Annotated in this window: 22 protein-coding genes; 5 read left to right on the top strand and 17 right to left on the bottom strand. The window is 57.3% G+C overall.

Going from position 1 to position 24,291, the window contains the following annotated elements; all coding sequences use genetic code 11:
* Positions 1-3: 3 nt before the first annotated feature.
* The 11 genes from BXP70_RS17755 to mraZ form a co-directional block, all read right to left on the bottom strand.
* Entirely contained in the window at positions 4-768 is a 765-nt protein-coding gene (locus tag BXP70_RS17755; RefSeq protein WP_086595462.1) for a cell division protein FtsQ/DivIB, read from the bottom strand.
* Positions 752-2,188 carry a UDP-N-acetylmuramate--L-alanine ligase gene (gene murC, locus BXP70_RS17760; protein WP_086595463.1) on the bottom strand — a complete coding sequence of 479 codons (1,437 nt, stop codon included), beginning with the start codon at positions 2,186-2,188 and terminating at the stop codon, positions 752-754. The genes BXP70_RS17755 and murC overlap by 17 nt, the downstream gene beginning before the upstream one ends.
* Complete coding sequence (gene murG, locus BXP70_RS17765) at positions 2,185-3,327, bottom strand: undecaprenyldiphospho-muramoylpentapeptide beta-N-acetylglucosaminyltransferase (RefSeq protein ID WP_245849673.1); 1,143 nt, start codon at positions 3,325-3,327, stop codon at positions 2,185-2,187. The genes murC and murG overlap by 4 nt, the downstream gene beginning before the upstream one ends.
* A gap of 153 nt (positions 3,328-3,480) precedes the next feature.
* On the bottom strand, positions 3,481-4,662 hold the full coding sequence (locus BXP70_RS17770) for an FtsW/RodA/SpoVE family cell cycle protein (protein ID WP_086595464.1): 1,182 nt from the start codon (positions 4,660-4,662) through the stop codon (positions 3,481-3,483).
* Between the two features lie 47 nt (positions 4,663-4,709).
* Positions 4,710-6,104, bottom strand: a complete 1,395-nt coding sequence (gene murD / locus BXP70_RS17775; protein ID WP_086595465.1) for a UDP-N-acetylmuramoyl-L-alanine--D-glutamate ligase — start codon at positions 6,102-6,104, stop codon at positions 4,710-4,712.
* 72 nt (positions 6,105-6,176) lie between these two features.
* A complete protein-coding gene (mraY, locus tag BXP70_RS17780) occupies positions 6,177-7,397 on the bottom strand; it encodes a phospho-N-acetylmuramoyl-pentapeptide-transferase (RefSeq protein WP_086595466.1) in 1,221 nt (406 codons plus the stop codon).
* 112 nt (positions 7,398-7,509) lie between these two features.
* Positions 7,510-8,997, bottom strand: coding sequence for a UDP-N-acetylmuramoyl-L-alanyl-D-glutamate--2,6-diaminopimelate ligase (locus tag BXP70_RS17785; protein WP_086595467.1), 1,488 nt, complete (start codon positions 8,995-8,997; stop codon positions 7,510-7,512).
* Between the two features lie 84 nt (positions 8,998-9,081).
* Positions 9,082-11,337 carry a penicillin-binding protein gene (locus tag BXP70_RS17790; protein ID WP_086595468.1) on the bottom strand — a complete coding sequence of 752 codons (2,256 nt, stop codon included), beginning with the start codon at positions 11,335-11,337 and terminating at the stop codon, positions 9,082-9,084.
* Between the two features lie 7 nt (positions 11,338-11,344).
* Entirely contained in the window at positions 11,345-12,043 is a 699-nt protein-coding gene (locus BXP70_RS29945; protein WP_179197735.1) for an FtsL-like putative cell division protein, read from the bottom strand.
* A gap of 14 nt (positions 12,044-12,057) precedes the next feature.
* Positions 12,058-12,987 (bottom strand): 16S rRNA (cytosine(1402)-N(4))-methyltransferase RsmH, encoded by a 930-nt coding sequence (gene rsmH, locus BXP70_RS17800; RefSeq protein WP_086595469.1) that lies wholly within the window; start codon positions 12,985-12,987, stop codon positions 12,058-12,060.
* Positions 12,984-13,457 carry a division/cell wall cluster transcriptional repressor MraZ gene (gene mraZ, locus BXP70_RS17805; RefSeq protein WP_086595470.1) on the bottom strand — a complete coding sequence of 158 codons (474 nt, stop codon included), beginning with the start codon at positions 13,455-13,457 and terminating at the stop codon, positions 12,984-12,986. The genes rsmH and mraZ overlap by 4 nt, the downstream gene beginning before the upstream one ends.
* A gap of 304 nt (positions 13,458-13,761) precedes the next feature.
* Between mraZ and BXP70_RS17810 the strand changes: the two genes are divergently transcribed.
* From BXP70_RS17810 to BXP70_RS17825, 4 genes are all read left to right on the top strand, one after another.
* On the top strand, positions 13,762-15,084 hold the full coding sequence (locus BXP70_RS17810; protein ID WP_086595471.1) for a hypothetical protein: 1,323 nt from the start codon (positions 13,762-13,764) through the stop codon (positions 15,082-15,084).
* A gap of 79 nt (positions 15,085-15,163) precedes the next feature.
* Complete coding sequence (locus BXP70_RS17815) at positions 15,164-15,607, top strand: hypothetical protein (RefSeq protein WP_143436555.1); 444 nt, start codon at positions 15,164-15,166, stop codon at positions 15,605-15,607.
* Positions 15,608-15,707: 100 nt separating this feature from the next.
* Positions 15,708-17,990: a TonB-dependent receptor gene (locus tag BXP70_RS17820; RefSeq protein WP_086595473.1), complete on the top strand. Its 2,283-nt coding sequence runs from the start codon at positions 15,708-15,710 to the stop codon at positions 17,988-17,990.
* 91 nt (positions 17,991-18,081) lie between these two features.
* On the top strand, positions 18,082-18,465 hold the full coding sequence (locus BXP70_RS17825) for a heavy-metal-associated domain-containing protein (protein ID WP_086595474.1): 384 nt from the start codon (positions 18,082-18,084) through the stop codon (positions 18,463-18,465).
* A 92-nt stretch (positions 18,466-18,557) separates the two neighbouring features.
* Here BXP70_RS17825 and BXP70_RS17830 read toward each other — a convergent pair whose 3' ends face one another.
* Positions 18,558-19,103, bottom strand: coding sequence for a hypothetical protein (locus tag BXP70_RS17830; protein ID WP_086595475.1), 546 nt, complete (start codon positions 19,101-19,103; stop codon positions 18,558-18,560).
* A gap of 254 nt (positions 19,104-19,357) precedes the next feature.
* Here BXP70_RS17830 and BXP70_RS17835 point away from each other — a divergent pair, with 254 nt between their 5' ends.
* Positions 19,358-20,068 carry a LytR/AlgR family response regulator transcription factor gene (locus tag BXP70_RS17835; RefSeq protein WP_086595476.1) on the top strand — a complete coding sequence of 237 codons (711 nt, stop codon included), beginning with the start codon at positions 19,358-19,360 and terminating at the stop codon, positions 20,066-20,068.
* Here BXP70_RS17835 and BXP70_RS17840 read toward each other — a convergent pair.
* The 5 genes from BXP70_RS17840 to BXP70_RS17860 form a co-directional block, all read right to left on the bottom strand.
* A complete protein-coding gene (locus BXP70_RS17840) occupies positions 20,049-20,957 on the bottom strand; it encodes a sensor histidine kinase (protein ID WP_179197736.1) in 909 nt (302 codons plus the stop codon). The genes BXP70_RS17835 and BXP70_RS17840 overlap by 20 nt on opposite strands.
* Positions 20,958-20,984: 27 nt before the next feature.
* On the bottom strand, positions 20,985-21,713 hold the full coding sequence (locus BXP70_RS17845) for a fatty acid desaturase (RefSeq protein WP_086595478.1): 729 nt from the start codon (positions 21,711-21,713) through the stop codon (positions 20,985-20,987).
* Between the two features lie 43 nt (positions 21,714-21,756).
* A complete protein-coding gene (locus tag BXP70_RS17850) occupies positions 21,757-22,605 on the bottom strand; it encodes a 4-hydroxy-3-methylbut-2-enyl diphosphate reductase (RefSeq protein WP_086595479.1) in 849 nt (282 codons plus the stop codon).
* A gap of 236 nt (positions 22,606-22,841) precedes the next feature.
* Positions 22,842-23,318: a hypothetical protein gene (locus BXP70_RS17855; RefSeq protein WP_086595480.1), complete on the bottom strand. Its 477-nt coding sequence runs from the start codon at positions 23,316-23,318 to the stop codon at positions 22,842-22,844.
* 120 nt (positions 23,319-23,438) lie between these two features.
* Positions 23,439-24,281, bottom strand: a complete 843-nt coding sequence (locus BXP70_RS17860; protein ID WP_086595481.1) for a phytoene/squalene synthase family protein — start codon at positions 24,279-24,281, stop codon at positions 23,439-23,441.
* Between the last annotated feature and the right edge of the window lie 10 nt (positions 24,282-24,291).

The following is a 24,291-nucleotide window of genomic DNA, read 5'->3' on the forward strand; positions in this document are numbered from 1 at the left end:
CAGTTATTCGCAAATGATCTGGTCCTTGAATTCGACATTGACACGGTGGTACGTGTCCCAACCCAGGGCCGGCGGAATTTGCCGGTAAAATACCATTAGTTTCGCGAATTTTTCTGAAATATTATCAGGAGAGCCAAATTCGATACGTTGGTCTCCTACTTGTTGGGTGAAAGAAACCTTCCCGTTGGGCGCAATAAACACCTCCGCTACCTGGGCGCGCCAGAACGGATGTTCATCAATATAGCGCAGAAACTCCAAGTAACGCTGGCCGGTAGAGTCCCGAAAAAATCCAGGCTGCAAGGGCGGCCCGCTCACCCGCGACACGGGCACTACGCGGGCCGTAAACAAAGGCGAAAGCGGCAGCAACTGCCCTTCGGTATCGAGGTAAGTGTCGAGGCGGGTATCGTTGTGGGTGAGGCGCACGATGGGGCGGCTCTGGCGCACGTCGGCGTGCAGGTTGCCGGCTAGGTCGCGGTACACTTGAGCCTCCTTTACGAAGCTATGCGCCCGCAAGCGCGCCTCCAGCGCTTTCAAATCCAGCTCGCTAGGGTCAGCACCAATAAGCGGCTGCTGACCGTTGCGGGTGAGCAATGCCGTGACTTCTTTTTCGCTGATGAAATAGTTGTTGAACTCGTTGCTGATGTTCACGATAACATTGCTCACGGGTCGGCTGGCTTGCCGCACGCCGGCAAACACCGCTAATCCCGTGAGCAGCACTAAGCACACAGTAGCGAAAATCAGATTATTGGCTCTACGCTTCAGCTCCATTCCAGCGCTCCGTTAGGATTGTTCGTAAGTGGGGTACTAGTTGGTCAATATCACCCGCGCCGACAGTGGCCAGCACGTCAAAATCGGTATCAGTTTTGGCAGTTGCCAACACCTGTTCTTTGGTTTGCAAGGTTTTGCGCGGGGCCGTTACCTGCGAAAGAATCATATCCGACGTCACCCCCGCAATGGGCAGCTCCCGGGCCGGATAGATATCCAGCATCACCACCTCGTCGGCTAGGCTCAGGCTTTCGGCGAAGCCCGGCGCAAAGTCGCGGGTACGGGTGAACAAATGGGGCTGAAACACGACGCGAAGGCGCTGCTCAGGATAGAGCGCCCGCAGAGAACGTAAGAACGCCTCGATTTCGCGCGGGTGGTGAGCATAGTCATCTACATATACTTTCCGGCCCGCTGTTACGATAAATTCGAATCTACGTTTCACGCCTTTGTAGGCTGCTACGGCTGCTTTCAGCTTATCCGCCTGAACACCTTCTAATTGCGCCACGCAAGAAGCGGCCAACATATTTTCCACATTGTGGTAACCGGGCACTGCTAGCTCCAAATCGGCTACTTCGCCGAAGGGTCCGTGCAGGTTGAAGCGGAACTGATGGCCGTGCGCCGTGATGTTGGTTGCGTAGAGGTCGGCGGCTTGCGCGGCTTCCAATCCGTAGCGCACCACACGCACGCCAGCCGGCACCGCTTCGGCTAGGCTAGGGTCAGCCGTGTGATTGAGCAGCAGCAAGCCACCGGGCTTGATTTGGCTCACGAACTTGCGAAACGACTCTACCAACGCGTCCTTATCCCCATAAATATCGAGGTGGTCGGCATCGGTGCTGGTGACAATGGCCACGTCGGGGAACAGCGTGAGGAAGCTGCGGTCGTATTCGTCGGCTTCGACAACTACTGGAACGTTGGTCGACTGATCACCTTCCGTTTTGGGTGGTAACAACAAGTTGGAACCTAGGTTCACGGCAATACCGCCCAAAAACGCCGCACACGGCACGCCCGCGTGGTGGAGCAGGTGCGCTACCATCGAGGAGGTAGTCGTCTTGCCATGGGTGCCAGCTACCGCAATGGTGTGCTGCCCAGCTGTGAGCAGCCCTAGCACTTGGCTCCGTTTGCGGATGTCGTAGCCGTTTTCGCGCAGCCAGGCCCATTCTTGGTGGTTGGCCGGAATGGCAGGCGTGAGTACGACAAGCGTTTGCTCCTTCTTATTTCGTACCTCAACCGGGATGTTCTCCACGGCATCCTCGTAGTGCACCGCAATGCCTTCCGCCGATAGCGCTTCGGTAAGGGGCGTGCTGGTTTTGTCGTAGCCGCTGACCTGATGTCCGTTGGCTTGAAACCAACGGGCCAGCGCCGACATACCGATGCCGCCGATACCCAAGAAATAGACGTAAGGAAAAGCTGCTACCGGGTTCATGCGCGGTCCATCAGAGCTAGGAGTTCGTCCACAATAGCCGTTGTGGCATCGGGGTGCGCAAGGCAGCGCACATTTTGACTGAGTTGTTGCTGTTGGCTGGGGTCTGCGAGTAAGGCGAGGGCTTGGTCGTAGAGTTTCGTAGGCGCCTCGGCATCCGTCACCAACAGGGCGGCGTTACGCTGGACCAGCGCCAGCGCGTTTTTGGTTTGGTGGTCTTCGGCCACGTTAGGCGAGGGCACCAGAATGCTCGGCTTGCCCGTAAGGCACAGCTCCGACACGGACAGCGCACCGGCGCGAGATATTACCACATCGGCGGCGGCGTAGGCTAGGTCCATGCGCTTCACGAACTCCAGCGCTTTCAGTCCAGCTTCCGCGTAGCTAGCGGCTTGTTGTTGGGCTTCGGGATAATACAATTTACCCGTCTGCCAGATGAGCTGCACGCCAGCCTCTTGCAAGCGCGACAGTGCGGCGGCAGTAGCCTGGTTGAGCGTGCGGGCACCTAGGCTCCCGCCCACTACCAACAGCGTTTTCTTCTCCGGCGAAAGCCCAAAAAATTGTAACGCCTCGGTTCTGCTGCCGCCCGCAATTTCGGTCCGCACGGGGTTGCCGGTCAGCACGAGCTTGGTGGCGGGGAAGAACTTTTCCATGCCTTCGTAAGCCACACAGATACGGTCGACGCGGCGGCTGAGCAGCTTGTTGACGAGCCCCGCGTAGGAGTTTTGCTCCTGAATAAGGGCCGGAATGCCACGCGAAGTAGCTGCTATTAGCACCGGGGCTGAGGCGTACCCGCCTACCCCAACCACGGCATCGGGCCGGAAGCTCTCCAGCAGCTTGCCCGCCTTGCGCACCGAGCGAAACACTCGCACCGGGAACAGCAAGTTTTGCGGCGTCAGGCGGCGCTGCAAGCCGCTAATATCAAGGCCTACAATCTCATAGCCGGCTTCAGGCACGCGGGTCATTTCCATGCGGCCGTTGGCTCCTACAAACAAAATCTCGGCCTCGGGCTGCCGACGGCGCAGCTCGTTAGCAATAGCCACGGCCGGAAAAATGTGCCCGCCCGTGCCCCCGCCGCTGATGATAACGCGGTAGGGCGTGGGAGACATTTTGGTAGGCTTAGGATTGAATCCTGACTCGGGCATGGGTGGGGTGGTGACGGTGGGTGCGGCGCTTTGCATGTTGAATGGGTGGTTTCAACTGGTTCAGACTAATGCTACCCTCTAGTTAACTAAAGCGAAGGAAAAAAAGCTACCTGTTGTTCGTTCATCTTTTAAAATTCGACGCCGGCTATTTTGCTACGCATAAGCGGCTTTCTTGGGGATGCGTGGCGTGTCACTGGGCTGGTCGTTCATGGGGCGCACTTCCATCTCGCCGCGGCTCACGCTTAGAATAATACCGATGCTGATACCAGTGAAGATCAGCGACGTACCGCCCATGCTCAGCAGCGGCAGCGGCAGACCCGTAATCGGACCTAGGCCCACGGCCACCCCCATGTTCACCATCGCCTGCAAGACCAGACTGAAGCTCAGCCCCGCCGAGAGCAACCCCCCAAAGGCGCCCGCACTGTTCATCACCGTCTTCAGCCCTCGATAGAGAAAAGCTAGGTACAGGAACAGCACAAAAGCGCCGCCCGCCATACCGTATTCTTCGATGATAACCGCGTAGATAAAGTCGGAGTACGGGTGCGGCAGAATATTGCGCTCCGTGCTCTTACCTGGCCCCTTGCCCGTCACGCCGCCCGTTGCAATGGCAATATAGCTATGTTCCAGCTGAAACGGAACGGGCTTCGACTTATCAGTGAAGCTTGAGATACGGCTCACCACCGTTTTGTAGCGCTGTCCCGAAGCTAGGCCTACCCCGCCTACCACTAGCCCAATGGCCACCATCACCACCATTTGCTTGAGCGGCACGCGCCCAATGAACATCAACAGCAGGCACGTCACGAACAGCAGCAGCGCCGTGGAAGCGTTACTCATAATGATGATACCACAGATCAAACCAACCCACAGCATTACGGGCAGCAGCGTGGTTTTGAAGTCCTGCACGTGCTGCTGACGGCGGCTCAACATGCTGGCTAGATGCGCAATGAGGGCTAGCTTGGCTAGGTCGGAGGGTTGAAATGTCTGGTTGATGATGGGGATAGTCAGCCAGCGCGAAGCGTCATTAAGCGTGGTGCCACCGAAGAAAAACGTGAACAACAGCAGCGGCACCGACAGCAGCAGCGCGTACAGCGACAGGCGCGAGTAGTAGCGGTAGTCGATGCGGTGGGCACCCCACATGAACACCAGGCCCACCAGGATCAGGCCGGTGTGCTTGATGAGAAAGTACTCCGTGTTGCCGCCCATCTTCTTATACGCCAGCGTGCCCGTGGCTGAGTACACCACCGCAATGCTGATGAAGGAAAACAGGATAACAATGCCCCACAAAACGGGGTCACCTTTGAGGTTGCGTTGCAGCCAGAGCTTAATGGGTTCCATAGAAGAATAACTGAGTGGCGGATTAAGAAGGAGTGACGAACTGAAACCTAGGCAGAGTGACTAACCTCACTACTTCGCTCCTTGGTTATCTTTTCCACGGCGGCCGCAAACTGCCGGCCGCGGTCTTCGTAATTTTTGAATAGGTCGAAGCTGGCGCAAGCGGGCGAGAGCAGCACGACGTCGCCGGGCTGGGCTAGCTCGACGGCCCGGCGCACAGCGGTTTCCACGCTTTGGGTTTCCTCTAGGTGCGGCACCACCTCGCCGAACGAGGCCTTAAGCTTTCCATTATCAACGCCGAGGCAAATCAGCGCCTTCACGCGCGATTTGGCCAGCGGAATCAGCGTGGTGTAGTCGTTGCCTTTGTCGGTGCCGCCAGCAATCCAGATGATGGGCTGACGAATACCATCGAGGGCGTACCAGGCGGCTTCCACGTTGGTGGCCTTCGAGTCGTTGATGAAGCGGGCGCCGTTGATTTCGCCCACGGGTTGCAGGCGGTGGTCGGCGTTGCGGAAGGTACCTAGAGCAACTTCTATCATCACAGGCTCTACGCCAGCGGCGCGCGCGGCTAGCACAGCGGCTAGGGTATTCTGGCGGTTGTGCTGGCCGATAAGCGGCGAGGCGGCTGTGCTCAGGTGCACGTCGTCGTCGGTGCGCACGGCCGACATGGGCAAGCACACCTCCTGCTCGGCGCAGTAGTAGCCCGAGAGCTGAAAGTCGGGGCGCTTGTGCAGGCTGAAGGGCAGCAGCGTCGCCTCGCAGAAAACCGATTGGAATTGCTTCTGCGTTACGGCGTCATCAGCGTTGTAAATGAAGAAGTCGCTGCCTTTCAAGTTTTTCGCAATGCGCAGCTTGGCTTGGGCGTACGTTTCGAGCGAGTAGCCGTAGCGGTCGAGGTGGTCGGGGGTGATGTTGAGCAGCACCGCAATCCAGGGGTGGAACTCGTGGGTGTCGTCGAGCTGGAAGCTGCTGAGCTCCACCACGTAGTACTCGTACTTGTCTTCGATAATTTGCTCGGCCAAGGAGTAGCCCACGTTGCCGGCTAGGCCCACGTTGTAGCCCGCTTCTTTGAGCAGGTGGTAGGTGAGCAGCGTAGTGGTCGTCTTGCCGTTGGTGCCGGTGATGCAGATGCACTTCGCCTTGGTGTAGCGGCCGGCTAACTCGATTTCGGAAATGACCGGAATCTGCTTTTCGCGCAGCGCCTGAATGACGGGCGCCTTCTCCGGAATGCCGGGGCTCTTGACCACTTCTTCAGCCGTCAGAATCTCGTCGAGGGTGTGCGTGTTTTCCTCGAAGCGGATGCCCGCCTTCGTCAGCTTCTCCTTATATATAGGTTGAATCGGGCTGCGGTCGGATACGAACACGTCGAAGCCTTTGGCCTGAGCTAGGAGCGCGGCTCCTACTCCACTTTCAGCTGCACCGAGGATGACGATTTTTTGAGACATGAGAAGAAAAGCGTAGAACTGAGAAGTAAGGGAAAGACAAGAGCCTAGCTCTTACGTCGAGGTCCTGAGGGGTTAGCGAAGCTTTAAGGTTACGAGCGTAAGTACGGCCAGCATAATACCCACAATCCAGAAGCGCGACACGATTTTGGATTCGTGGTAACCTAGCTTTTGGTAGTGGTGGTGCAAGGGCGACATGCGCAGCAGGCGTCGGCCTTCGCCGTACTTGCGCTTGGTGTATTTGAAGTAGCTCACCTGCACCATCACCGAGAGGTTTTCGATCAGGAAAACGCCGCAGAGAATCGGAATCAGCAGCTCTTTGCGCACGATGAGAGCTAGCACCGCAATGATGCCCCCGATAGCCAAAGAACCCGTGTCGCCCATGAAGACCTGGGCCGGGTAGCTGTTGTACCACAGGAAGCCCACGCACGCCCCCACGAAAGCCGTACAGAAGATTACCAGCTCCCCCGAGTTGGGGATGTACATAATATCCAGGTAATCAGCCAGAATAGAGTTTCCGCTCACAAAAGCGAAGATGGCTAGGGTGATACCGATGATAGCCGAAGTGCCAGCCGCGAGGCCGTCGAGGCCGTCGGTGATGTTGGCGCCGTTGCTTACCGCCGTGATGATGAGGATGACAATGGGAATGTAGAGGAAGCTGTAGAGCCCGTTGAAGTACGGCCCCGCGTACTGGAACAAGTTGCCGTAGTTCAGCTCGTTGTTCTTGGCGAAGGGAATGGTCGTAATCATCAGCTTCACATCCTGGTACACCGAGCTAGCATCTACGGCCGAAAGCTGGCCGTTAGGCAGCAAGTATTGGCGCACGGTTACGTCGTTGCTGAAGAACAGCACCCACCCCACCGTGATACCTAGGCCCACCTGACCTAGCACCTTAAAGCGCCCCGCGAGGCCTTCTTTGTCCTTCTTTACTACTTTAATATAATCGTCGAGGAAGCCAATCAGACCAAGCCAAATAGTGCTCAACAGCATCAGCACGATGTAGATGTTGTCGAGTTTGGCAAACAGCAGCACCGGTACCAGAATAGCCAGCAAGATGATCAGGCCGCCCATCGTAGGGGTACCTTTCTTTTCCATCTGGCCCTGCAACCCTAGGTCGCGGATACTCTCGCCAACTTGCTTGCGTTGGAGAATGCGAATTAGATTTTTGCCGAAAACCTGCGCAATGAGCAGCGAGGTAATCACCGCCATAGCTGCCCGAAACGAAATGAACTGGAACACACCCGCGCCCGGCAGGTGATAATGTTTGTAGAGGTACGTGAAAAGGTAATAAAGCATGGGCGCAGAGGTCAGCGAGTGGCAGTTGAGATTATTCCAAGCTGCAAAGATTTCGTTTTTTGGTTTGCGGTCAACTGTTGTCTTTTTGCGGGTTTTTGGCTAGGTCAGTGGCTTACTTTCCCAACAAGTCAAACATTTCTTGCAAAACCTGTTTGTCATCGAAGCTCGTCCGTACGCCTTTTATCTCCTGGTACGTTTCGTGGCCCTTGCCCGCTACCAGCACAATGTCGCCGGGCTGGGCCAAAGCACACGCCGTTTTGATGGCTTCGCGCCGATCCGGAATGGTCAGCACCTTGCCTTGCTCCTGGGGCGGCACGCCGGCCTGCATCTGCGCCAAAATGTCGTTGGGGTCCTCGAAGCGCGGGTTGTCGGACGTGAGCACGACGCGGTTGGAGCCCTTCACGGCGAGGTCGGCCATGATGGGGCGCTTCGCGGCGTCGCGGTTGCCGCCGCAGCCCACCACCGTAATTACCTGCTGACTCGGTTGCCGAATTTGGGCGATGGTGCTGAGCACGTTTTCCAGCGCGTCGGGCGTGTGGGCGTAGTCCACAATGCCAGTCACGCGCGTTTTCGCCGAGACTGTCGGCTCGAAGCGGCCGGGCGCTGACGTTAGGCCCGAGAGGATGGTGAGCACCTCGGTTGCATCTTCGCTCAGCAGCACAGCAGCGCCATACACGGCCAAAAGGTTATAGGCATTGAACACACCAATGAGGCGGAACTGCACGTCGCGCCCGTCAATCTCTAGGTGCAGCCCGTGCACGGCGTTTTCCACCAGTCGGGCGCGGAAGGTAGCTAGGTTACGCAGCGAGTACGTTTCGCGGCGAGCGGCGGTGTTTTGCAGCATCACCATGCCGCGCTTGTCGTCGGCATTGGTGAGGGCAAACGCCGTTTTGCGCAGGCCATCGAAGAAGCCTTTCTTGGCTTTCAGGTATTCGTCGAACGTGCCGTGGTAGTCGAGGTGGTCGTGGGTGAGGTTGGTGAAGATGCCGCCCGCAAACTGCAAGCCCGTGACGCGGTGCTGCACCACGGCGTGCGAGCTAACCTCCATAAAGGTGTGGGTGCAACCGGCCTGCACCATTTGCGCCAGCAACGCATTCAGCCGAATAGCATCGGGCGTGGTGTGGGTGGCGGGTATTACTTCTTCGTCAATCTGATTCTGCACCGTGCTCAGCAAGCCCACGTGGTATCCTAGCTCCCGAAACAGCTTGTGCAGCAGCGTAGCGCAGGTGGTTTTGCCGTTCGTGCCCGTCACGCCCACCAATTTTAGCTTCTTGGAAGGATGGTCGTAGAACGCCGCCGCCATGTGCGCCATGGCTTCGGCGCTGTCGGGCACCTGCACGTAGGTAGTAGCGGGGTTCAGCTCCGCGGGCAACTCTTGGCACACCACGACGGCCGTCCCCTGCTCTACCGCTTTGGCAATAAACTGGTGCCCATCGGTTTGGGCTCCGCGCAAGGCGAAAAAAGCTAGCTCCGGCGCCGCCTGCCGCGAGTCGAGCGTGAGGCCGCTGACGCGCACGTCTGCGGGCCCGTGCTGCGCCTGCACCGTGACGGCCGTCAGCAGATCCGTAAGCGAATGGGTGGTGGGTGGTAGGATTGACATTCTGAAGCAGTGTGTTTTTGCTGGTAGCTTCTGGTAAAAGGGCTGTTCCCTGGGCCAATGGCCTAGGTAGCTAGCAGCGGTGTTCTAAGCTTTCGACTTTGACGCCGTTTTGGCCTCCGTCTTAGCTCCCTCGTTTTCGGGGTGGGTTGATGATTTCATATCGGCTAGTGGGGCGTTAGCCGGTGGCGCAACGGGCGTAATAATCGTAGGCGTTGCCCCAATAGGAGCTAGCTCTAGGGTGATGAGCGAACCGCGCCGGGCCGGACTGCCCGCCGCAATCGACTGGCGGCTTACGCGCCCGCTGCCGAGCGTGCGCACGCGCAGGCCCCGGTTTTCGAGCAGGAACAACGCGTCGCGTAACGTTAGGCCTTGCACGTTGGGCACCCGGCCGGGCCGCACGGCCGCCGACTGCCACGTGAGCGACTTCGTGCCTGAGTCAGTGGAGGTGGTAGCGCGCACCCAGTCGTCGCCCTCGGCGCGGGAGTGGGTGCTTACCCCTAGCTGCTGGCATACTTCCATCAGTTCATCCTGCATGCCGGCTTTCACCAGCGGCACATACGACTTGTTCACCGGCGCGCGCGCCAGGAGCGGCCGTTGGCTGGCAGCGTCGCGGGCCATGGCTTTATCGGCCACCTCGCGGAAGATTGGCGCGGCCACCTGCGCCCCCGACCAGTTGCCCCGCTTGGGCGAGTCGACCACCACAATGCAGCTGTACTTGGGCTTATTGGCCGGGAAGTAGCCGCAGAAGCTAGTCGAGTACATCTTGGTGTATTGACCGTTTTTGAACTTCCAGGCCGTACCGGTTTTGCCCGCAATGGAGTAGTCGGGCGTGCGGATGGCGCGGGCGGTGCCTTCCACCACCACGCCTTCCAGCATAGCACGCAGCTTCGCTAGGGTCTCGTCGGAGCAGATTTTCGGAATCAGCACTTTCGGCTCGTAGTGCTCCAGCACTTGGCCGTTCTGCTTGATTTCTTTCACGATCATCGGCTGCACCTTCGCTCCGTTATTAGCAATGGAGTTGTAGAAGGCCAGCGTTTGGAGCGGAGCTAGCTTCAGCTCGTAGCCGATGCACATCGTCGTGAGCGAGGTGCGGCTCCACGAGCGGTCCGTAGGGTCTTTGATGTAGGGCCTAGCTTCACCCGACATCTGGAAACCGAGGGGTTTGTTCAGGCCAAACTTCTTGAGGTGCTCGGCGTAGCGCTCGGGTTTCTTGTTGAACTCTCGGTCGATGAGCACCGCCACGCCAATGTTCGACGACACCTCGATTACGTGCTTCACCGACACCTTGCCGTAGGCGTGCGTGTCCGTTTTCACGGCCCCACCAATGCGCATGGAGCCCGAACGGCCCGTGTTCACCGTGTCGTCGAGCGAGATGTTGGGGTTTTCTTCAAACAGCGCCATCATGGAAGCTAGCTTGAAGGTAGAGCCCGGCTCGGTGCGGCCTTGGTCGGCGAAGGCGTAGTTGTAATCCTCGCGGTACACGCCCTCGGCCACTTTACCGAGGTTGGCCACCGCCTTGATTTCGCCAGTTTGCACCTCCATCAGAATCACGCAGCCGTATTGGGCGTCATTCTGAATAAGAGATTTGTACAGCGCATTTTCAGCGACGTCTTGCAAGTTGATGTCGAGCGTCGTCTGGATGTCGTAGCCGGGCTGGGGCTTTACTTCGGTGCCGTCGTAGATGGGCTTGTTGCCACCGGGCAGGCGCTCAAACAACGCTTCGCCGTCTTTGCCGGCTAGGTAGCGGTTGTAGGTAAACTCTAGGCCCGCACCGTTCTTGTCTTCGTTCAGGAAGCCCACGGTGCGCTGCGCCAGCCCACCAAACGGCCGGAAACGCTTATCAACCTTCTCGAAAATAACGCCGCCCTTGTTCTTACCAGCGCGGAAAACCGGCCACGAGGAAAGCAGTTTCTTCTCCTGATAGTTGATCTGCCGTGAGTTGAGGCGCACATAGCGCACCCCAGCGTTCTTGGCGTTTTTCAGACGACGCTTGTATTCCTGCGACGAACGGTCGCCGAAGAAACGTGACAGTAATATCGCCAGTGAATCAACTCCACTCTTAAAAGTTTCCTTGTCGACCACGCTAGGGTCCCAGGCTACCCGGTAAAAAGGCAGCGAGGTCGCCATCATGCTCTTGCCATCACTAGCCAGGATGTTGCCGCGCGTGGCAAACACCGGCTGGTACACCACCCGGCGCTCTTGCTCCAGCGCACGCCACTTCTCCCCTTCTTTAAACTGAATGCGCGACACCTTCCAGATGATGGCCGCCGAAAACAAGCATACGCCTAGGAATGCTAGCCGTACGCGCGTTACTATCGCCTTCTTAACGTTGCCTTTCATTGCGGTGCTATTCGTAATGATTGGATGAGCGCGGAGTATCTTCGATTTCTGCGGGCAAGTCGGTCGTCGGGGCGGGCGGACCGGCCTCGGTGATATTGGCCTCGGCGGGCGGGGCGGCCGTAGCTAGTGAATCAATCCTAGCTCGTGCGGCAATCGAATCGGCCGTCAGCAGCGGCACCATGTCCAGCGAAGCTTCATCGAGGTGGCCCGCTGGCACGTTGATGCGAAAGGGCGGCGAGGAGCTTTCGACTAAGCCGTAGGCGGCCACTTTGCGCGCTACCTCGCTTTGCTTGCTAGCCTCCATGTAGTCGGCGGAGAGCGTAGTGTAGTCGGCGCGCAAGTCTTCGGTTTCGAGCTTCAGCTTCTGAATGTTGCGGTTCATGCGGTACGCGTAGTGCGTGTTGCCGATGTACAGCAGCGTCAGAAACATGATGAACAGCACGTGCGGCAGGAAGCGCACGGGCAACCCCTCCCGAAAGAGCCCATCCATGCGAATGGCGCGGTCGAGCACCGTGAACACGCTCCACGAGCTGCGCGGCCCAGCTTCCACTTCTTCTGGCTCGGGGGCGGCTTTGGCTTTCGGCTTAGGGGTTGGGGCTAGCTCCGGCATCGGCTGGCTTACCGGCTCCGGCACAACGGCTACTACCTCGCGCGGCACATTGGCGCGGGGTTTTGTAACGGGTGGTTTTATTGTATTCAATGCCATATTTCAAGCGTCGATTAACTGTTTGTCCGTTCTGCCACGCGCAGCTTGGCACTGCGGGCGCGGCTGTTTTCGGCTATTTCCGCGGCCGACGCCTCAACGGGCTTGCGCGTGAGCACCTCGTAAGGCGTGTGCGTGTGGCCGTAGAAATCCTTTTCCACTTCGCCGAAGAACTTGCCTTTGGCCATGAAGTTCTTCACCAACCGGTCTTCCAGCGAGTGGTAGCTCATCACCACCAAGCGGCCACCGGGGCGCAGCACTTGGGCCGTTTGCTGGAGCATTTCCTGCAACGCGGCCATCTCATCGTTCACCTCTATGCGTAAGGCTTGAAATACCTGGGCTAGGTATTTGTTTTCCTTGCCCCGCGGCATGCAGCTCGCAATGGCCTGCTTCAGTTCGCCAATGGTCGTGAGCTGCCGTCCGCGCCGGCCCGTTACGACGGCTTTGGCGAGGGTGCGGGCATTCGTGACTTCCCCGTACATGCCGAAGATGCGGTGCAGGGCGGCCTCGTCGTAGTCGTTGATAATGTCGGCAGCAGTCCGGTCACCCTCCGGGTCCATGCGCATATCCAAGGGCCCATCGAAGCGGGTGCTGAAGCCGCGCTCCGGCGTGTCAAACTGGTGCGACGAAACACCTAGATCGGCCAGCAACCCGTCAACGGGCAGCGCACCGAGGCGGGCTAGCTCTTGGTGCAAGTCGCGGAAGTTGGCGCGGATGAAGGTGAACTGCGGCCGGGTTAGCTTGGCGGCTTCGCGCTCGGCGTCGGCATCCTGGTCGAAGCTGTAGAGGTGGCCGGTGGTAAGGCGCTCCAAGAGCCGGGCCGAGTGGCCGCCGCCGCCGAAAGTCACGTCTACGTAACGGCCCTCCGGCTGCAAGGCTAGCCCTTCCAGGCACTCGGCCAGCATTACGGGCCGGTGGTAGGCAGTATCGTTTTGGTAGGTGCTCATGCGGCTGCGGAGCCGCCGAGCGGCATATCAGTTGACAAAAACTTTTGGGCCAGCTGCGAGAAGCTTTTCTGGTCTTTGATCAGGAAAGCATCATAGCGCTCCGGGTCCCAGATTTCGCAGCGGTTGCCCATCCCCACAATGATGGCTTCCTTCTCGATGCCCGCATAACGCAGCATGGTGCGCGGCAGCATAAAGCGCCCAATGTTGTCGAGCTCCACTTCCGTCATGCCGCGGAAGAAATTGCGCTGAAACTGGCGGTATTCTTCATTGAACTCATCCAGCGCCATCACCTTGTCGTGGATCACGCGCCAAGAAGAGCTCGGGTATAAAACCAAGCACGGCTCGAAGCCACGCACGAGTACAAGTTGGTTTCCAGTCTCCTGCGGCAGGCTCCCCTTCACCTTGGCGGGTAGCACCAAGCGCCCTTTCGGGTCCAGCTTGCACTCATATTCGCCAGAGAGAAGATTCATGCCGGGTGGGCTCAGGTGAGGGATAATAGCAAAAGTACTCATTGCCCCCGAAAAGCCCACCACGATTTACCATTTTCTACCACCACCTGAAAACGCCGTTTTGAAGCGCTCAAATGCGTTTTAGGCTAGATACTGGTACTAGTGAAATAAAAAAGTGGGAGATGGTGGAGAAGACGTTACGAAATTATCAGCGTCAGTACTTATCTAGAAATAATAAAACTGTGCTTATGGGAAGTGCAATAAACAACGCACCATGTACCCTAACGACGCAGTTTATAAACTATTATGTACTAAGATTAACTACATGAAGCAGATCATTAGCCTGTTACTCTTCAGCTTATCTAGCTGCTTAGCCGTCGTTGCGCAACGGAAACAGCAGGTTTTCTTCACCGATGTCAACAACTTCTGGGTGGCTTACGACAGCATCCGTAGCACGACTGACAGCCTCAAGCAGATCCAGTACATCAAGAAACTATACATCGACAAAGGTACTCCTGGCTTGCGGGCCTTCATGGAAGTTCGGGCGTATACCCCGCAAGAGTGGGTAAGCTCCATCCGGCAGCACCCTAGGTTTTGGGATTCTATTCGCCCGAATACTTGGCGCGCAAAAGCCGCCGTGCGCCAGATCGAGCCGGCTCTGAAGAAGCTGAAAAAGTTGTATCCTGCTTTGCGCCCCGCCAGCATCTACTTCACTATCGGAGCGCTCCGCTCCGGTGGCACCGTCAAGGATAGCTTGGTACTCATTGGCACTGAGCTAGCTATTGGGACGGCCACGACGGACGTTTCTGAATTTTCGAAAAACAAGAGTGCTTTTCTTACCAGGCACTACAAATCCGAGCCCTCCCAGAACATTGTCCCGCTCAACATCCACGAATACGTGCACACCCAGGAGAAAGCCTCCGGGAGCACCCTGCTGGGGCAAGCGCTGAATGAGGGCGTCTGCGATTTTGTAACGGAATGTGTGACGGGCAAAACCATGCCGCTGCCTTACATGACGTATGGCCCCAAGCACGAGCAGGAGCTAAAGGAGAAATTTAAAGCGCAGCTATTTTCGCCTTACTACGGCAATTGGTTCTACAACCAAGAGTCCGACGACCCGAACCACGTGCCCGACCTAGGGTACTACATGGGTTACGCCATTTGCAAGACTTATTACCAGCAGGCCAAAAATAAACAGCAGGCCATCAAGGAGCTCATCGAGCTAGACTTCGCCAACAGCGACGCCACGGAAGCGTTCCTAACCAAGACCCACTACTACGTCGAGCCCATCAACAAAGCGCAGCTTCTGCAAGCCTACGAGAGCAACCGCCCCGTGGTCAGCAGCATCACGCCGGCCATTCCCAGCGACGGATATCTGGACGCAAATGTGAAGGAAATTCGGGTGGAGTTTTCGCGCCCGATGGGGCCAAGCCGCAGCTTGGACCTAGGCCCTGATGCGGGCGGAAAAACGCCCGTTGTGGGTAGTACTCCCTTTTCAGCGGACAAGAAGTCATTCGCCTACAAGGTCAATCTGAAGCCCGGCCAGACGTACGATTTGATCCTGATGGGATTCATGGAGGACGGCGGTTTTCGTTCGCTCGACGGTTATCCACTAAAACCTTACCGCCTGACCTTCAAGACCAAGTAGGTAAGCCTAGCCCAGATTCCGCACCCACCAACGCGTTATTCTACACAAGGTATTGCCCGTAAGTGCGTATCTTTGGGGTGTGAAACGTCCGCTTGCTCATCGGCTGTTCAGTGGCTTTTTGGCCCTGCTGGTCCTCACCGCTTCGGTGGGGCTCACGGTGCTGCGCCATACCTGCAACCAGAGCGGACACACCACGACGGCCGTCATTTTCTCGACGCCGCACCACGGCTGCCCTAGTGCCAAGCCGGCGCCGGAGCGCCACTCGGTTAGTGCCCACCTCAAAGGCGCTTGCTGCGACTTCAAAGCGCACTTTCACAAGCTCGACGCCTCCTCGGCGGCAGCGGGCCTGCTGAAAAGCTTGGTGCCGGAGTTTGTAGCAGCTTGGCTCCCGACGGCCGTTTGGCCGGGAGTGCCAACAGCACCGCAACTGGTGCAAGCTGCCGCCTGGCACGCGTCCGATAGCTCGCCGCCGTTACGGGCTGGCCGGACATTGCTGACGTTCGTCTGCACCCTGGTCGTTTAGCAATTGTTTTCCGAACCGCTCCCCACGGAGCGGCAGCGGTTTCGTGTGCGCACGAGGCTGCTCTGCTTTTCGTCGAAAACGTTGCTAACTCCCTGCTACCATGACTTCTTTTTCTGGGCGCTTGGTGGTGCCAATGCTTAGCTTGTGGCTGGGCAGCACCCACCTAGCCCTTGCCCAATCGGATGCCCTAGCCCCCGTGCGCGGGCAGGTGACCGATGCCGCTTCGTCGGCCCCCCTACCCGGCGCTGTGGTGCGCTGGCTCGGCTCGGCCGATGGCGTCACGACCACCGACGCCGCTGGCACCTTCAGCCTCGTACGGCCGGCGCGTGCCACCAACCAACTCATTATCAACTCACTGAGCTACCTGCCGGATACCATCACGCTCAGCGACAATGCCTACGTACGGGTGGCCTTGCGGCGCAACACCGAGCTAGGCGAAGTGAAAGTAGAAGGTCGCACCCAAAGCTACTCGGCCCTCACGCCCACTAACACACAAGTCATTACCAGCCGCGACCTGACCAAATCGGCGTGCTGCAACCTAGCCGAGAGCTTTGAAACCAACGCCTCCGTGGAGGTTTCAACCACCGATGCCGTATCGGGTGCCAAGCAGATCCAACTGCTCGGTTTGGATGGGGCCTATTCGCTGATGACGGTCGATAACTTGCCGGCCTTGCGCGGCCTGTCGACACCCTACCGCTTAGGCTACTTGTCAGGCACTTGGATTGATGGCATCGACATCATCAAGGGCATGGGCTCGGTGGTAAGCGGCTACGAAAGCATCTCGGGGCAGGTAAACGTGCGCCTGAAGGAGCCCGAGAAGTCTGAACGGCTGCTGTTCAACGCCTATGCCAACGACCTCGGCAAGTTCGACTTGAACCTGAACGTGTCGGCCCAGCCGTCGGAGAAGCTGAGCACGGCCCTGCTGTTGCACACCGACCACCTCGGCAACCGCGTCGACCGCAACAAGGATGGCTTCCTGGATCTGCCCCTGGCCACGCAGTACAACTTGTTCAACAAGTGGAAGTACAAGTCGGGCAAGGGCATTGTGAGCGAGCTAGGCCTAGGTGCCTTGCGCGAAACCCGTCAGGGTGGCCAGATGGGCTTTCGGGAAAACAACCCTGGTACGTACTACGGCACCACGCTCACCACCGACCGCTATACCGGCTACAGCAAAACCAGCTACACCTGGCCGGGCCGCCCCTACCAGAGCATCGGCCTGATGCTCACGGGCACGAGCCACGCTTTCGACTCGCGGTATGGCCTGCGTACTTACGACGGCACCCAGCGCACTGGCCTGGGCACCCTGATGTTTCAGAGCATCATTGGCACGACAGCCCACACGTACCGCTTAGGCGTGAGCTATCTGCACGATGACTACCGCGAGGTATTACGCCAGGGCTTTACGTATGTGAACGAAACGCCGGCACAGCAGTATGCGCGTGAGCACCGCAACCGCTTCGAGCGGGTGCCGGGTGCTTTTGCCGAGTACACGTATCAAAACGCGCGCAACCTCACGCTGGTGGGTGGCCTGCGCGTGGATCGGCACAACCTGTACGGCTGGGTGCTCACGCCGCGCCTCAATGCGAAGTACGACGTGACGCCTAGCACCATCTTGCGCGGAGCAGCAGGTCGGGGCTTCCGGGTGGCTAACCCCATTGCTGAGAATGCCGGTATGCTGGTTAGCTCGCGTACGTTTGTTATCGACCAAAATTTGCGGCCGGAGCGGGCTTGGAACGTGGGCGGTAGCTTCACACAGTACTTCACCTTGGCCGGGCGGCAGGCTACCTTCGTGACGGACTACTACTATACTTGGTTCCAAAACCAAGTCGTGGCCGACTCCTACACCGACCCCAGCCAGCTTATCCTGACCAACCTAGCTCCGGGGGGCCGCTCGTTCTCGCGCAGTTTCCAGGCCGAAGTACAAGTAGAGCCCGTTAAGGGCTTGCAAGCCAAAGCCGCTTACAAGTACCTCGACGTGCGCACCGACTACAGTGGCGTGCTGCTGCCCCGGCCGCTCACCGTGCCGCATCGTGCGTTCGTAAACCTAGGGTACGCTTCCGCCTTCGATAAGTGGCGCGGCGACTTCACGGTGCAGTGGTACGGGCAGCGCCCCTTAGCCCCGCATCCGGGCGCACACCATGGTGGCCTTGCCGAGAGCGACTTACCTCTGGCGCCGCGCTTTGCCTTACTCAATGCGCAGCTTACGCGAGCATTCAAACGATTTGAGCTGTATGCCGGCGTTGAGAACCTAACTAACTACCGCCAGCCCAATCCTATTGCAGGCGCAGCCCAACCTTTCGGCCCCAACTTTGACGCCGCGATGGTGTGGGGGCCAACTTACGGCCGCCTCACGTACGCGGGCTTGCGCTTCAAAATCGAGTAGTCATTGCCGACTCTTTTTACCGCATCTGTTGTTTAACCTTCGCTAGGCACCTGATCAACCTAGGTCTACCTAGTTTTTTAACTCTCTTCCCATGAAAACGATTTCATCTTTCCTGCTGGCCGCAACCATGTTCTTCACCGTGTCGGCAGCTCAGGCTCAAGAAGTCGCCAAGACAAAAGCCAAAGGTGGCGCCGAGCAAGTACAGTTCAAAACGTCGGCGGTGTGCGACATGTGCAAAGCCCGCCTAGAGAAATCGATGGCCTACGAAAAAGGTGTGCAGGCTGCTAACCTCGACGTGCAAAGCAAGCTGCTCACGGTAACCTACCGCCCCGATAAAACCACACCCGAAGCCCTGCGCACCGCTGTGCAACGCACTGGCTACGACGCCGATGGCCAAACCGCCGACGCGCGCGCCTACGACCGCCTCCCCGATTGCTGCAAGAAAAACAACAGCACTCATTCGGATAAACACTAGGCGAACAGCACCTAGCAACCACGAAGGCCCCACCCCTAGCTAGGGGTGGGGCCTTCGTGATTATACTCCTAGCCCGATCAGTAGCTTGGTCCTTACTCGACTGTGAACTCTAGCATCACCTGCACAGATAGGGGCCGGGTGAGGCGCCGGCGGTGGGCGCCAGATATTTCCAGCGTGAAGCTTTCGGTACGCAGATAATCCAGCAGATTGGGCCGATGAGATACTTCTAGAAGAATGCGCTCGGGCTCCAACTCCTGGTTGGAGAAAGCAGCAATAGCAACTTTCCGGTTGTTGGCCGACAAAAAGCAGTTGCCGGTAGCTAGGTTGGCAAGGGAAGATGTGGGCCGCCGCCCCTCCTTGTTATGCGGCAGCACGCACTCGAGGTACCCGGTGCGCAGGGTGACGATCGTAATGCCCGGCTGCTCCAGCACAGCCAAGCAAGGCAACGAGCCGGGCAGAGTGGTTTCCGATAGATAAAGCAAATCCATGTCTGGATCGAGCCGCGCGTTTATGGCCTGGGTACTCAGGCCAAAGTTGGTGCGCAACGAGCGGCGCAAGCCTTGGTTATGATCAACAGTCAGAACAGTGGCAAGGATGATGGGTGGCGGCACTACGGGCACCATAAGCAACGGTTTCATATGCTGGCAAATAGGTAGGTCAGCACCCGATCAGAAGCCTCCGGGCTTCGTCCGAAGTTGGTCAGTGGCGCTGCATGCAGAACAGGTTACTCCATTAACGAATCTTTGCCCCCTAAGTTGCTTAACGCGAACAACATGCATCAAAAACATATTACTATCTGCATAAAGCTTGTGTAGGCAGTATTATTGGGCAAAATGTAGCGCGTGTGGGTACGATTGCTTATCATAGCGCTTACTGGCTACGTACGTCCTTTATGAAAATTACCTGCGCGCTGCTCGATGACGATCCGCTAACCTTGGATTTGCTCAGCAGCTACATTGCTCTAACAAATGTGCTCGATCTGAAAGCGACCTTCAGTGATCCGCTGGCCGCGCACGCTTTTCTGACGCAGGAGCGCGTGCAGGTTCTTTTCCTTGATGTAGCAATGCCGCAGCTAAGCGGTCTGGAGCTAGTACGCACTCTGCGCCAACCGCCCCTAGTGGTCCTCCTGACGGCTTATCCGCAATACGCCCTCGAGGCTTTCGATTTGGATGTGGTTGATTATCTGCTCAAACCCATCACGATGGAGCGCTTTCTGCGGGCCGTCACTAAGGTTAGCGACCTAGCTCGGGGGCAGGAAATAACCGCCGACGATGCCTTCTTCATCCGGGCTGATGCGCAATACATCCGCCTTTGCTACCATCAGATCCTGTTTATCGAAGCCCTGAAAGACTTCACCAAGCTCCACACCACCGACGGCCGAACGCATCTAACGCTGGTCAATCTTAAGAACTTAGAAGAACAGCTACCCGCCGCCTTATTCGTGCGCACGCATCGCTCTTACCTTATCAATACCCAGCACATCGAGGCCATCAATAGCCTAGAAGTACGCCTAGGTGGCTATACGCTACCGCTGGGCCAAACGTACCGGGAGCAGGTAACAGAGCGCCTGGTCAACCGTGCGCTTATTCGGCGGCAGCCCTAGGGTGGTCTGGTGCTAGCTCGGGGGCATAGTCGGCGACTGTCACAGCCGCCCGCGGAATGGTGAAGCAGAAGGTGGTACCTAGCGCTGGGGTAGTCTGAAAGCTGAGCTGCCCACCGTTGCGCTCCACAAATTCTTTGCAAAGCCGCAAGCCTAGGCCGGCACCGCGCTCATCAGCAGTACCGCTGGTACTGTGCACGCTGGTGTCGCTGAAGATACGAGGCTGATCTGCATCAGTGATGCCTACGCCGGTGTCCGTTACCGCTACTTCCCAAAAGGCCCCTTTCAGCTCGGCCGTAATTCTGACTGTGCCAGCTTCGGGCGTAAACTTAATTGCGTTACTCAGCAGATTACGCAAGACCATCCGGGTCATATCGGGGTCGGCTAAGCAGGCACACGGCTGGGCTAGCTCATCTCGCAGACTGATTTGTTTGTGCGCTGCTTCCATCTTTACTAAAGCAAGCGTTTCTGCTACCAAGTCATTCAACACTAGCGTTCTGGGGCGCGGGCGGATATCTTGTACGTGTGCCGCCGACCATTGAAGCAAGCCATCAAGCAGTTGCAGTGTAGTGCCTAGGGTATGCGTAAGTTGCTCCTTATGCGCCGTTAGTCGTTCGATCGGAATAGTACCTAGGTCGAGCAAGGTGAGCAAGGAGTAGAGCGAACTTAACGGGCTGCGCACATCGTGCGCCAGAGCACAGAACAGCAGGCTCTTGGTTTCGCTAAGCTTCGCTAGTTCTTCCTGCTGCCGGCGCAACGCAGCTTGTTCGTGCCGCAGTGCACGGTTCTGTTGACGCTGCCGACGCAATGCCCATGCAAGGACGAGTGCCGCCAGCATCAGTAGCAAATCGCTCATCCCCAACCCACTGCGCATCAACGGCCATGGAGTCATTTGGAAGAGCGAAACGAGTAGCATAGGCTATTTAGTTTGCCAGAGCCGCCACCAAGGAAGGTAGGGCTGATCGTGGTGCTCGTAATGATACCCAAAAAAGTAACAGCTCAAAAAAGCCCACAGGTGGTGCCGCAATTGCGTACGCGATTTATGCGGATTATCGGGCGCGTGCTCGCCACGGTGGGGCAGGTAGGTACCAAAGAAAAACAACTGCACCGTAGCTAGCACCGCAGGTATCATCCAGAAAGCAATAACATTTGCCATCGGAAAAAATAGCTTCAGCACGTTGTAGGTAATGGCCATGAGCACTACTTGCCACCAGGTCACGTAGTTCCAGGCAAATCGTACCAGCCACGGCAAAAACCCAGGATGCTTGCCGTCGTGGAAATCAGGGTCCTCTTCGGTAGCGACGTGGCGGTGGTGCTGGTGGTGCTTAGGCAGCATTCTAGGAAACCAATTGTAGGCAAACAGCAGCGCTGTAATGGTTCCGATGGTGTTATTCACACGCTTGTTGCTACTTACCACCCCATGCATTGCATCGTGGGCAGTGATGAACAGGCCAGTGTACAGGTGCGTTTGCACCAAAGCTAGCAAATAGGGCCAGGGCGTTGCCCAATCGGGTTGGTAGGAAGCGAGCAGAAACGAGAGCAATGTTGCCCACAGCCCAAGAACCAGCACCGCCACGCCCACTCCTTTCCCCTTGAGGGGCTCAGGCTTCACGCGTTGGGCGGTTGTGGTAGGCTGGGTGGCTAGCATTAGTCAGAGCAAGGATTCCTGTAGTAACAAACAAGATACGCCGCTACAGCTGTAGCAGGGCATCGCGCACGTTTTCCATAAGCCACATGGGCGTACTAGTGGCTCCGCAGATGCCCACCGATTGGCCGGGCTGAAACCACTCGGTCTGAATCTCATCTACCTTGGAGATAAAGTGCGTGTTTGGATTAGTGTCTTTGCACACTTGGTAGAGCACTTTCCCGTTGCTACTTTTTGTGCCAGACACAAACACCACCTGATCGAACTGCGCCGAAAAGCGCCGCAGGTCTTTGTCGCGGTTGCTTACTTGGCGGCAGATGGTATCGTTGGCTGCTACGGAGTAGCCACGTTGTTCCAGCTCGTCCTTGATGCGGTAAAAGGAGTCGGTACTTTTCGTCGTTTGGCTGTAGAGCGTTACGTTGCTAGGTAACTCGTGGCGCAATAGCTCATCTAAGTTCTCAAACACCACCGCGTTGCCGCTCGTCTGCCCAAGTAAGCCGCGCACTTCGGCGTGGCCATGCTTGCCATAGATAAAGATCTGCTCTTTTTTGTCGTAGCTGGTCTTGATCCGGTTTTGCAGCTTTAGCACCACCGGGCACGACGCATCAATGAGCGTCAGATTGTTCTCCAGCGCTGTTTGATAGGTGCTAGGTGGCTCCCCATGGGCCCGGATCAGTACGGCTTCGTTGCGCAGTTGCGCAAACGTGTCATAATCGATGATACGCAGGCCTTGCTTCTCAAGACGCTCTACTTCTTCATCATTGTGTACGATATCGCCAAGGCAGTATAAATAGCCCTGTTCTTGCAGAATATCTTCGGCCATCTGAATGGCATAAATGACGCCGAAGCAGAAGCCGGAATTGGGGTCGATACGGACGCTCAGTTGGTGCGGCATAGCTTCCTAACCGCAAAACCTAGCAGAAGGTTGTGGGTGTTAGGCTAGAAGTGATAAGTTTATACACGAGCTAGCTAAAGTCCAGCTTAGGCATCGTTAAAAACGCTCAAATCAACTGCTAACGTCTCCCTGCCACCGCGCTTTTACCGGCCAGTTTTACACTGGCAAAGCCAAACAGTTAAGCCGCTGACAGAGGATATATAACCTCGTCGGCTGCACCCTACACCCTAGCTTGTTTAATGTTTGATGTTATCCAGTTTCTGAGCTTCCTCAGGGCTTATTTTCCCGTGCGTCCGCAAGTACGTGCGGATGGTCGCGAAGCCGTCGGCATCTAGGCCAGAGCTAGGATGGTTTAGGACGCTGGTGAGCATGACGTGCCGATCTTCATCGATGTGGGTGCTCAGGCCCAAAAAGCTCGGCAGGTTGGTTTCCACGCTGAAGCGTAGGAAGCGAATTTCGGCGCTTTTCGGGTTCAGCGCTACAGCTTGCTCGAAGGTCTGGGTAGCGGCTTGCACATAACGAAGCTTGTCGAGCAAGGAGGCATCGCGGGCTTTGATGGCTTCGGCGGCGCCTTTGTACCCTAGCACCACCGGGTCGCGCTGGTCGTAGCCAGCCATGAGCTGGTAGAATTTCTCGCCGGCTACCTTGTCGGCGGCTGCCTGTTGGTAATGCTGCCGAAGCGCGGCAAGGTGATAGGGCGAAGAAGCAACCACAGGGTTAGAAAGACAAACAGGAGTACTGAGAAAAGGGGCGGGCAAGCTAGGTGCTCGAAAAGAGCAAAGGAGGAGCGCAATAGGAACAGATAGCAGCTTCACGCGGTAGCAGTTTCGTTGTCAGATGGCCCGTAGGCGATACCGAAAGTACGAACCCATGAGCAATAACAGCTTCGTATTGTCGGGTACGCGCACCCGTTCTCCCAAAATTCGGGCCGCGGGCAGCTGTCGTATTTTGTGAAAAAGCTTCAAATAATACACGTAGGCGAGGTAAACGCCCAAGCGGGCGGCGCGCGGCAGCTGTATGATGCCCGCATAAGCCGCGTCGAAATCGGCCCGGATATCGGCTTCGATTTCACGCTTAACGACGTCGTCAAACCGTTCGTACGCGACACCGGGGAAGTAAACTCGACCCCGCTCTTCGTAATCGGAGCGAATGTCGCGCAGGAAGTTCACCTTTTGAAACGCCGACCCTAGCCGCCGCGCCGGCTCGCGCAAACGCTCAAACATGGCCTGGTCGCCCTCGCAGAAGATGCGCAGACACATAAGGCCTACTACTTCCGCCGAGCCATAAATATATTCCTCGTACAGCGACTGGTTGTAGTGGTTGTCTTCCAGGTCCATCTCCATGCTTCGCAAAAAAGCATCAATGAATTCCCGATCGATGCCATAGCGGTGCACCATCAGCTGAAACGCGTGCAGTACCGGGCTCAAGCTAAAGCGCATGGCCAGCGCTTCATCAGTTTGCCGCTTGAAGTCGGCGAACAAGGCGGCCTTATCATGGTCGTGAAAGGTATCCACGATTTCGTCGGCCCAGCGTACAAAGCCATAAACCGCGTACACCGGTAGGTGAAAGCGCCGATCGAGCGTCCGGATGCCCAAGGTAAACGACGTGCTATAGCGGGCAGTAATCAGCTTGCTGCACGCTAGGCTGGTGTCATTAAAGAGGGCAACGTGGTCCACGGAAGTGTTG

Origin of the sequence: Hymenobacter crusticola, from assembly GCF_002154225.1 — a bacterium.
In the GTDB taxonomy this organism is placed as follows: Bacteria; Bacteroidota; Bacteroidia; order Cytophagales; family Hymenobacteraceae; genus Hymenobacter; species Hymenobacter crusticola.

Coding starts and splice junctions, on each gene's coding strand:
- BXP70_RS17755 (WP_086595462.1), bottom strand. CDS start 768: ATGGAGCTGAAGCGTAGAGCCAATAATCTGATTTTCGCTACTGTGTGC.
- murC (WP_086595463.1), bottom strand. CDS start 2,188: ATGAACCCGGTAGCAGCTTTTCCTTACGTCTATTTCTTGGGTATCGGC.
- murG (WP_245849673.1), bottom strand. CDS start 3,327: ATGCCCGAGTCAGGATTCAATCCTAAGCCTACCAAAATGTCTCCCACG.
- BXP70_RS17770 (WP_086595464.1), bottom strand. CDS start 4,662: ATGGAACCCATTAAGCTCTGGCTGCAACGCAACCTCAAAGGTGACCCC.
- murD (WP_086595465.1), bottom strand. CDS start 6,104: ATGTCTCAAAAAATCGTCATCCTCGGTGCAGCTGAAAGTGGAGTAGGA.
- mraY (WP_086595466.1), bottom strand. CDS start 7,397: ATGCTTTATTACCTTTTCACGTACCTCTACAAACATTATCACCTGCCG.
- BXP70_RS17785 (WP_086595467.1), bottom strand. CDS start 8,997: ATGTCAATCCTACCACCCACCACCCATTCGCTTACGGATCTGCTGACG.
- BXP70_RS17790 (WP_086595468.1), bottom strand. CDS start 11,337: ATGAAAGGCAACGTTAAGAAGGCGATAGTAACGCGCGTACGGCTAGCA.
- BXP70_RS29945 (WP_179197735.1), bottom strand. CDS start 12,043: ATGGCATTGAATACAATAAAACCACCCGTTACAAAACCCCGCGCCAAT.
- rsmH (WP_086595469.1), bottom strand. CDS start 12,987: ATGAGCACCTACCAAAACGATACTGCCTACCACCGGCCCGTAATGCTG.
- mraZ (WP_086595470.1), bottom strand. CDS start 13,457: ATGAATCTTCTCTCTGGCGAATATGAGTGCAAGCTGGACCCGAAAGGG.
- BXP70_RS17810 (WP_086595471.1), top strand. CDS start 13,762: ATGAAGCAGATCATTAGCCTGTTACTCTTCAGCTTATCTAGCTGCTTA.
- BXP70_RS17820 (WP_086595473.1), top strand. CDS start 15,708: ATGACTTCTTTTTCTGGGCGCTTGGTGGTGCCAATGCTTAGCTTGTGG.
- BXP70_RS17825 (WP_086595474.1), top strand. CDS start 18,082: ATGAAAACGATTTCATCTTTCCTGCTGGCCGCAACCATGTTCTTCACC.
- BXP70_RS17830 (WP_086595475.1), bottom strand. CDS start 19,103: ATGAAACCGTTGCTTATGGTGCCCGTAGTGCCGCCACCCATCATCCTT.
- BXP70_RS17835 (WP_086595476.1), top strand. CDS start 19,358: ATGAAAATTACCTGCGCGCTGCTCGATGACGATCCGCTAACCTTGGAT.
- BXP70_RS17840 (WP_179197736.1), bottom strand. CDS start 20,957: ATGACTCCATGGCCGTTGATGCGCAGTGGGTTGGGGATGAGCGATTTG.
- BXP70_RS17845 (WP_086595478.1), bottom strand. CDS start 21,713: ATGCTAGCCACCCAGCCTACCACAACCGCCCAACGCGTGAAGCCTGAG.
- BXP70_RS17850 (WP_086595479.1), bottom strand. CDS start 22,605: ATGCCGCACCAACTGAGCGTCCGTATCGACCCCAATTCCGGCTTCTGC.